This is a genomic window from Luteibacter jiangsuensis (assembly GCF_030812295.1).
GTDB classification, from domain to species: domain Bacteria; phylum Pseudomonadota; class Gammaproteobacteria; order Xanthomonadales; family Rhodanobacteraceae; genus Luteibacter; species Luteibacter jiangsuensis_A.
The window spans coordinates 513,780-521,771 of the sequence record NZ_JAUSSK010000005.1 but is presented as its reverse complement, the minus strand read 5'-3'; the positions used below and the strand labels follow the sequence as shown (position 1 = coordinate 521,771).

The 7,992-nt window shown below is 64.8% G+C and carries 8 protein-coding genes; 3 read left to right on the top strand and 5 right to left on the bottom strand.

Features of this window, described 5'->3' with window-relative positions; translation table 11 throughout:
* Positions 1–151 precede the first annotated feature (151 nt).
* Genes J2T07_RS18595 through J2T07_RS18580 form a run of 4 tightly spaced genes read right to left on the bottom strand, consistent with a single transcriptional unit; the run spans position 152 to position 3,622 of the window.
* On the bottom strand, positions 152–757 hold the full coding sequence (locus tag J2T07_RS18595) for an ABC-type transport auxiliary lipoprotein family protein (RefSeq protein WP_306852148.1): 606 nt from the start codon (positions 755–757) through the stop codon (positions 152–154).
* Positions 754–1,692, bottom strand: coding sequence for an MlaD family protein (locus tag J2T07_RS18590; protein WP_306852146.1), 939 nt, complete (start codon positions 1,690–1,692; stop codon positions 754–756). The genes J2T07_RS18595 and J2T07_RS18590 overlap by 4 nt, the downstream gene beginning before the upstream one ends.
* Before the next feature lie 5 nt (positions 1,693–1,697).
* Entirely contained in the window at positions 1,698–2,480 is a 783-nt protein-coding gene (locus J2T07_RS18585) for an ABC transporter ATP-binding protein (RefSeq protein ID WP_306852144.1), read from the bottom strand.
* Entirely contained in the window at positions 2,477–3,622 is a 1,146-nt protein-coding gene (locus J2T07_RS18580) for an MlaE family ABC transporter permease (RefSeq protein WP_306852141.1), read from the bottom strand. Before J2T07_RS18580 ends, J2T07_RS18585 begins: the two co-directional genes overlap by 4 nt.
* Positions 3,623–3,762: 140 nt before the next feature.
* Here J2T07_RS18580 and gcvT point away from each other — a divergent pair, with 140 nt between their 5' ends.
* Positions 3,763–4,869, top strand: coding sequence for a glycine cleavage system aminomethyltransferase GcvT (gene gcvT / locus J2T07_RS18575; protein ID WP_306852140.1), 1,107 nt, complete (start codon positions 3,763–3,765; stop codon positions 4,867–4,869).
* A 52-nt stretch (positions 4,870–4,921) separates the two neighbouring features.
* Here the strand turns inward: gcvT and J2T07_RS18570 are convergent, their stop codons facing one another.
* Positions 4,922–6,076 carry a DUF3103 family protein gene (locus J2T07_RS18570; protein WP_306852139.1) on the bottom strand — a complete coding sequence of 385 codons (1,155 nt, stop codon included), beginning with the start codon at positions 6,074–6,076 and terminating at the stop codon, positions 4,922–4,924.
* A 312-nt stretch (positions 6,077–6,388) separates the two neighbouring features.
* Here J2T07_RS18570 and gcvH point away from each other — a divergent pair, with 312 nt between their 5' ends.
* Both gcvH and metJ read left to right on the top strand, forming a co-directional pair.
* A complete protein-coding gene (gcvH, locus tag J2T07_RS18565; RefSeq protein WP_306852138.1) occupies positions 6,389–6,784 on the top strand; it encodes a glycine cleavage system protein GcvH in 396 nt (131 codons plus the stop codon).
* A gap of 432 nt (positions 6,785–7,216) precedes the next feature.
* Entirely contained in the window at positions 7,217–7,804 is a 588-nt protein-coding gene (gene metJ / locus J2T07_RS18560) for a met regulon transcriptional regulator MetJ (protein ID WP_306852137.1), read from the top strand.
* The last annotated feature ends 188 nt before the right edge of the window (positions 7,805–7,992 follow it).

Genomic DNA, 7,992 nt, shown 5'->3' with positions numbered 1-7,992 from the left:
TGGGGGCGCCCGCCGGCGTCGCGGCCCCACAACTCCGGGGCACCCCCAAACCCCCCCCCTCTACCCCCCCCGGGGGGGGGGGGCCCCCCCCGGGGGGGGGGGGGGGGGGGGGGGCCCCCCGACCCTGTCGGCGATGCTCTTGTGCGACAACCTATTTCGCCGGCACGGTCTGCAACGTCCACCCGGCCACGTCCGCCGACACCTTATCCATCGCCCGCCCAAAGGCCTCCACTACCCGCGGTACCTCCTTCCCATCGACCGGCTCGTGCACCTCGAAGCGACGGCTGCCCACGATCTGGTGCTTGCGTGTATTCGCCAGCACCGCGTCGTAGCGGATCACCACTTCCGGCTTGCCGCCCACGTATTCGGTCTGGAACGCGCCCAGCCCGCCGCCCAGTTCGTAGTCGGCCGCGAGGTTGCTGTCGTCCGTACTGATCGCGGCGACGCGTCCGGTATCGCGGAACGCATCGGCCAGGCGTTCGCGGAAGAGGTGCGGTGAGGTATCGGCCCAGCGGGCACCGCCGTACACCGTGATGGTGTTCGACTCCGGCACCACCGCGATGCGCGAGTTGTCCAGCGCGCGCGGCGCGTTCGGTGCCACGATGCGCAGCGCCCAGTTCACCGGTGCCGGCGAGGCGGGGCGAGCGCCGGGCGCGGCCGGCAACGTATAGATATGTGGCGCTTCCGCCTTGGGCAGGATCGAGCACGCCGTCAGTAGCGCGAGAACCAGCGGAGCGGCGAGGCGGGCACGGCTCATGGGGTGAACTCCTTGGTCTTTTCGCGGCCGAACAGATAGCCGCTGGGATTCTCATCGAGGCGGCGCGTGATGGAACGCAGCGAGCCCAGCGTGTCGCGCAGTTCGCGCAGCGCGGGCGCGAGTTCGCCCAGGCTGGCGGCGCCGCCGTTGATCGCATCGTTGTTGTCGTTGAGCAGGCGGTCGACCGACGCCATCGAATGCTCCAGTGAAGCCATCGCGCGCTGTGCGCTTTCCAGTGTCGCCTTGCCCTGGCCATCGATGAGGCCGTTGGCGTTGTGCACCAGGGTGCGGCTCTCGGCCAGCGTGTCGTTGGCCTGTTGGGTGGCCAGGGCCAGCTGCTTGATCAGGGAACGGATGTCCTCTCGCTCGTCAGCGATCACGCCCGTGGTCTTGTCCAGGTGATCGAGGGTGTTCTCGATCCGGTGCACGTTTTCCTTGGACAACAATTCGCTGGCCCGCGCGGCCGCCTGGTTGATATTGGTGATGAGATCCTCGCCATTGGCCAGGATGCGTGCGAAGGGCGATGGATCGGCGATGATCACCGGCACTTCGCCATCGTGGCCCACCAGCGGCGGGCTGCCCGGCGAGCCGCCGGAAAGTTGGATGATCGCCACGCCGGTCACCCCGGTCAGGGCGAGCTTGGCATGGGTATCCTTGCGCAGCGGCGTGTCGCCCTCCACGCGGACGCGGGCGAGCACGCGGCGCGGATCTTCCGGGTCCAGGCGCAATTGCATGACGTCGCCCAGGCGGATGCCGTTGTACTGCACGGCGCCCCCCTTGGAGAGACCGGTCACCGCCTCGTTGAAGACGATGTCGTAGTAATTCCACTCCTGGTCCGAATGCGCCTTTGCCAGCCAGACGCCGAAGCCAAGGCCGAAGAGGACGACGAGGACGGTGAATAGTCCTATCAAGACATGATGGGCACGGGTTTCCATGGTCTTCAGTCCTTGCCGGGATGAGCGACGCGGGCGGCCGCGCGGCCGCGCGGCCCATTGAAATAAGCCTGGACCCAGGCATCGTCGGTGCGCGCCACTTCGTCGATCGGTGCGGCCGCCAGCACACGCCGTTGCGAAAGCACCGCGACACGGTCGCAGGTGGAATACAAAGTGTCGAGGTCGTGCGTCACCAGGAACACCGTGAGGCCCAGCGCGTTGCGCAGGGTCACGATGAGGCTGTCGAAGGCGGCGGCGCTGATCGGATCGAGCCCGGCGGTGGGCTCGTCGAGGAACAGGATCTCCGGATCGAGGGCCAGCGCGCGCGCCAGGGCGGCCCGCTTGATCATGCCGCCGGAAAGCTGCGCCGGGTATTTTCTGCCCGCATCCACGGGCAGCCCGGCGAGGGCGAGCTTCACCCCGGCCAGGCGTTGCGCATCCACGCGGGGCAGGCCCGCATGCTCGACCAGGGGCAGGGCCACGTTCTCGGCCACCGTGAGAGAAGAGAACAGCGCGCCACTCTGGAACAGCACGCCAAAGCGGCGCTCCACCTGGGATCGCCGTTCGTCGGACAGGGCGAGCAGGTCTTCGCCGAACACGCGTACCTCGCCGGCCACCGGCCTCACCAGCCCGATGATCGTGCGCAGCAGCACGGACTTGCCGGTACCCGAACCACCGACGATGCCGATGATCTCGCCCCGATAGACGTCGAGGTCGAGGTTCTCGTGCACGGTCTGCGATCCGAAGCGGTTGACCAGCCCACGGACCTCGATGACGGTCTCTCGCGTCACCAGTCCATCTCCATATAGAAGAGGGCGGCGAGCGCATCGAGCAGGATCACCACGAAGATCGACTGCACCACGGCCGAGGTGGTGTGTTCGCCGACGGATTGGGCGCTGCCGGAGACCTTGAAGCCTTCCATGCAACCGATCACGGCGATCATGAAGGCGAAGACAGGTGCCTTGGCGATGCCGACGAGGAACTGGGTGAGCGAGATGTCCGCCTGGAACATCGACAGGAACATCGATGGCGAGATCTTGAGCACCGCCATGCAGACCACCCCGCCACCGACGATCCCCGCGATCATCGCCAGGAAAGTCAGCAGCGGCAGCGCCACGACCAGGGCCAGCACGCGTGGCAGCACCAGCAGTTCCACCGGGTCCAGGCCAAGGGTCCGTATGGCGTCGATTTCCTCCCGGGCCTTCATCGAGCCGATCTGCGCCGTGAACGCACTGGCCGTTCGGCCCGCCAGCAGGATGGCGGTGAGCAGCACGCCGAACTCGCGCAGGAAGGCGAAGCCGATCAGGTCGACCGTGAACAGGCTGGCGCCGTAGCTCGCCAGCGCGGTGGCGCCGAGGAAGGCAACCACGCAGCCGACCATGAAGGAGAGCAGGGCGAGGATCGGCACCGCATCGAGGCCCGTCTGCTCGATGTGTGACACCAGCGAAGTGACCCGCCAGCGGCGCGGCCTCCATACCGTGGCGAGGAAGCCCTGCAAGGTGATGCCGATGAAGGCCAGCAGCTTGGCGGTCTGCTTCCAGAACCCCTGCATGGCCTTGCCGATGCGCTCCAGCGTAGCGACGAAACCGGCTTCGCGAGGCTGTTTCACGCCGGTGCAATACGTATCGATGGCATCGCCCACGGTCTTCAGCAGCGCGCGGCGTGCTGGCGGAAGGGCGTCGTCCTGGGCCAGGGCCTGGGTGCGCGAACTGCCCAACAATTCGGCGATGACGAAGGCGCCCGAGGTGTCCAGGGCGCCCAGCTGGTGGATGTCGATGGCGATGCCGGTATCGATCGACCCGGCCAGCTCGTTGGCTCGGCGTTGGAGGTCGGAATAATGGGCCAGCGTCCAGTCGCCCGAGATGGTCAGCCGCGATCCGCCCGTGTCGCGGGTGAGTGTGGCCGAGCCGGGGAGGGGTGGTGCTGTCGCCATGCACCAAAGGCTAGCAGGACTACCGCACGAAATCGCCGACCCGGTCGGCGATCGATGTTGCGACCGCGCTTGGACTGGAAGCACCAGGAGCCTGATAATGCCAGGCTGCACCCGCCGCCACTCCCCTGCAAGGTACGACGATGACCGACAAGACCGCACTCAACGCCACCCACCGCGAGCTGGGCGCCCGCATGGTCGACTTCGGCGGCTGGGACATGCCCATCGCCTACGGCTCACAGATCGAGGAGCATCATGCGGTCCGCAAGGACGCCGGCATGTTCGATGTGTCGCACATGACCGTGGTCGACCTCACCGGCGATCGTACCCGCGACTTCCTTCGCAGGCTCGTGGCCAACAACGTCGACAAGCTGGCCAAGTCCGGCAAGGCGCTCTACACCTGCATGCTTGACGAAAACGGCGGCGTCATCGACGACCTCATCGTTTATTTTCTCCGCGAGGATTTCTTCCGCCTGGTCGTGAACGCGGCGACCCGCGCCAAGGACCTTGCCTGGATCGAGAAGCAGGCGGCCAGCTTCGGCGTCACTGTCCGCGAGCGTCCCGAGTTCGGCATGATCGCCGTGCAGGGCCCGAACGCCCGCGCGAAGATGATCGGGCTGCTTCCCGAAGAAGCTCGCGAGAAGGCCACCAAGCTCGGCAAGTTCGCTGCCATCGAGATCGAAGGCCCGAACGGCATGCCCTTGTTCCTCGCCCGCACCGGCTACACCGGCGAAGACGGGTTCGAAGTGGTGGTGCCCGACACGCGCGTGGTGGAGTTGTGGAACCTGCTGCGCGAGGCGGGCGTTGCCCCGGCCGGATTGGGTGCACGCGATACGCTGCGCCTCGAGGCGGGCATGAACCTCTACGGCCAGGACATGGACGAGACGGTGACGCCATGGGAGGCTTCGCTGGCCTGGACCATCTCGCTGGACGAAGGTCGCGACTTCATCGGCCGTGCCGCGCTCGAGAAACAAAAGGCAGCGGGCGTGCCGCGGGTCATGGTCGGGCTGGTGATGGACGACAAGGGCGTGCTGCGTCACGGGCAAAAGGTGCTGACCTCCGCCGGCGAGGGTGAAATCCTTTCGGGCGGTTTCGCACCCACCCTGGGCAAGTCCGTGGCGTTCGCCCGTGTGCCCGCCAGCGAACTGGGACAGGTGCGCGTCGATATCCGTGGCCGTGAAGTGCCGGTACGCGTGGTGAAGTTCCCGTTTGTCCGTGACGGCCAGCCGATGCCGGGCATCGTCGACTGATCCGCTCTGGACGCCGGAGCGGAGGGGGCCGTGGAGGCCCCCTCCACCGACTTCACCGGGCCTTCACGACATACGGCGCGAGCACCATCTTGGCTTCGCCCCGCGCACCGACCAGCGGCGCTACGTCGCTGCCATACTTGCCACCGCGTTCGACCACGTAGAAGGAATCCACGTAGTCGGCGTCGTTCTGGAACCACTTTTCATCCATGGCGCCGAGGATCTCGGCGCCTACCTTCGATACGCCGGCGACGATCAGCGCAGGCGGTGCGCCCGGAGACACGACGAGCGCCAGGTCACCGACCGCCTTGGTGACGGCCACGGCGAGTGCCTTGAAGTTGGTGTTCCCGTCTTCTTCGAAGAACTGCACGTTGACGTAGTTGGTCCCGTAGTCCGTCCAGTTGATGAGGTCCATGCCGGGCTTGTACCAACGCTTGTCGTGGTCCAGCCATGGCATGTCCTTGGTGACGAGTCGCGGTGTCCCGTCCGGGGCCACGCCGGAGACGATGGCGAAGATCTCCGCGTCGCCCTGGATGTTGGGTTCGTGGTCGTGTTCCAGCCGGACTTCCTGCAGGATCGTCAGTTCTTCCGACGTGTTGACCGCGCGCAAGTTGCCGGTGGCCGTGGGGGCCTGCATGCCGCTGTCGCGGAGGATCTCATTCATGACAGTCATGCCGGCCTGAAGTGCCGCCGAGCTGTCCGACTCCACGATCAACATCGGTACGTCCGGGGCCGCATCGAGCGAGAACCGCTGCTCACGCCCGGAGGGGTCATAGGCCACGATCTGCTTTTGGCCGGTGGTCAAGTCCTTGCTGACGGTCGCGGTCCAGAAGCCGCGGATGCTCGTGATCGGTTGGCTCTTGTCCACGCCATGCACGCGAATATCGAAGAGGGCATCCAATGCGCCGTCGAGGCCACGCAGGCGAATGGCCTGCCGCTCCAGGTCGCGCAAGCTGGTCGTCGCGTTTTCCCTGGCTTGCGTCCCATGCCCGGCATAGTCGCGCAGTACGTCGGCCAGTGGTGCCTTGCCCTTGCTCAGTTGTTCCCGAAGCGTGGCGTCGAAGGTGGGATCGTTGACCAGGGCCGCGATGGCCTTCGCCGTTTCTTCCCGTGCCTGGTTGACCGACGTGACCTCCGCGGCCATGAGAGGTGAAGAAAGGGCGAGGGCGAGGGCCGTGCCGAGGAGGGTGAACTTGAGGATCCGTTTCATGGGTAGTCCTTGATGTTGGTTCGCGGCTCGCACCGCGGGGGATGTGGGCTGTCACCTCGTAGCAGGGGAGGGTTAGGCCGATGCGGCGTCGCCGAAGTCGAGCCGCACGGACAAGGTAGTCGCCCGTGCCGGCGGTCTTCTGTCGGTGGAAGCGTGGGGTTCGTGTCGGCGAACTGCCTGCGTGTCGCCCCGGCTCGCACCACGGGGGTCTTCTTTTTACCCCGCAACCGGTCCGAATGCTTTCCTGAAACGCATAGAACGGTACAATCGGCCGTCACATCAGCGACCGTCCCGAGACAACGAGGCATACCCATGAGCGAAATCCCCGGCGATTTGAAATTCCAGAAGTCCCATGAATGGGTCCGCGTCGAGCAGGACGGTACCGTCACCGTCGGCATCTCCGACCATGCGCAAGTCGCGCTGGGCGACCTGGTCTACGTCGAGCTGCCGGAAGTGGGCAGCGAAGTCACGGCTGGCGCCGGCGTCGCCGTCGTCGAATCGGTGAAGGCCGCGTCCGATATCTACGCTCCCGTTTCCGGCAAGGTGATCGCCGTGAACGACTCGCTCAGCGACAAGCCGGAGACGATCAACGAGGACGCCTACGGCGACGGCTGGATCTTCAAGTTGGAGATCTCCGACAAGGCCGAACTCGACACTTTGCTCAGTCCGGATGAATACGCCCACTTGAGCGAGAACGAAGACCACTGATCCCCTCGGCAAGCCCGAACATGGTGCCGGTCGTCCTCGACCGGCATTTTTTTGTCCGTTTGGGAGGGTCCGGCAAAAATTATTTTTGCCCCCAGTCGAACTCCGTTCATCCCCGGGGAAGGGTCCTGACGAGGCCTCTTGGGCGATGTCTCACGAACGGTGTCTGGCATCGCCGCTTGTCTTGGTCGTTTCCCAGAGCGAACGAAAAATGCCTTTATTTAAGGTGTTTGCTGAACCGTTTTGTTTGCACGGTATGTTTTGTTTTAGATGTCCAAATATCCGCGGTGCTTGTCGCGCTGGGTGCGGATGCGCCTCGGCGATGGCAGGGAAGGCCGGGCTATGCGTCCGCAAGGTCTTCAATTTAGAGCCAAAATTTATTGACAGCGGAAATGTTCAGGAATAGCTTTTGCGTCAATTGACGGGGAACCGGAAATGGAAACAGGAAAATTCATCAGGCCGTACGTGGAGCATGGTTCGAAAGCGGGCTCGGTAAGAAAGATCACAGTATCGATTCCGCTGCACATCCTCCGCCTGCTTTCCGATGAACGTACTCGCCGCCAGGTGAACAATTTGAGGCACGCTACGAACAGCGACCTGCTGGTCGAAGCGTTCCTCCACGCTTTTACTGGGCAACCACTGCCAACTGATGAGGAGCTGAGAAGAACTATGGCCACTGCCAAGAAAGCCACTGCCAAGAAGTCCGCCGCCAAGAAGGCGTCGAAGAAGTCCACCGTGAAGAAGACCGCCGCGCGCAAGTCGCCGGCAAAGAAGGCCTCGACCCGTAAGGTCGCGACCAAGAAGGCCGCGACCCGCAAGTCGCCGGCGAAGAAGGCTGCTGCTAAGAAGGTCGCCCGCAAGGCGCCCGCCAGGAAGGTCGCCGCCAAGAAGGCGGTGAAGAAGGCCGTTCGCAAGGCCCCCGCCAAGAAGACCGCGCGCAAGGCTGCACCGCGCAAGGCTGCTTCGAAGAAGGTTGCCGCCGCCAAGGTGGTCCGTGCGACCAAGGCCGCCAAGGCCAAGTAAGCGTCACCTTCCAATAAGAAAGTACGTTTTGCGAATTAGCTCCCCGCGGTGCCCAGCGCGGGGAGTCACTTCGAAAACTTGACCCCGGCCTGGCCGGGGTCGTTCGTTTCCGGGGTACGGTTTTGCCGGCCCGGGAAAAGCTCCTAGACCGTCCAACTGGATTCACGCGCCCATTACGGTTACCTTGT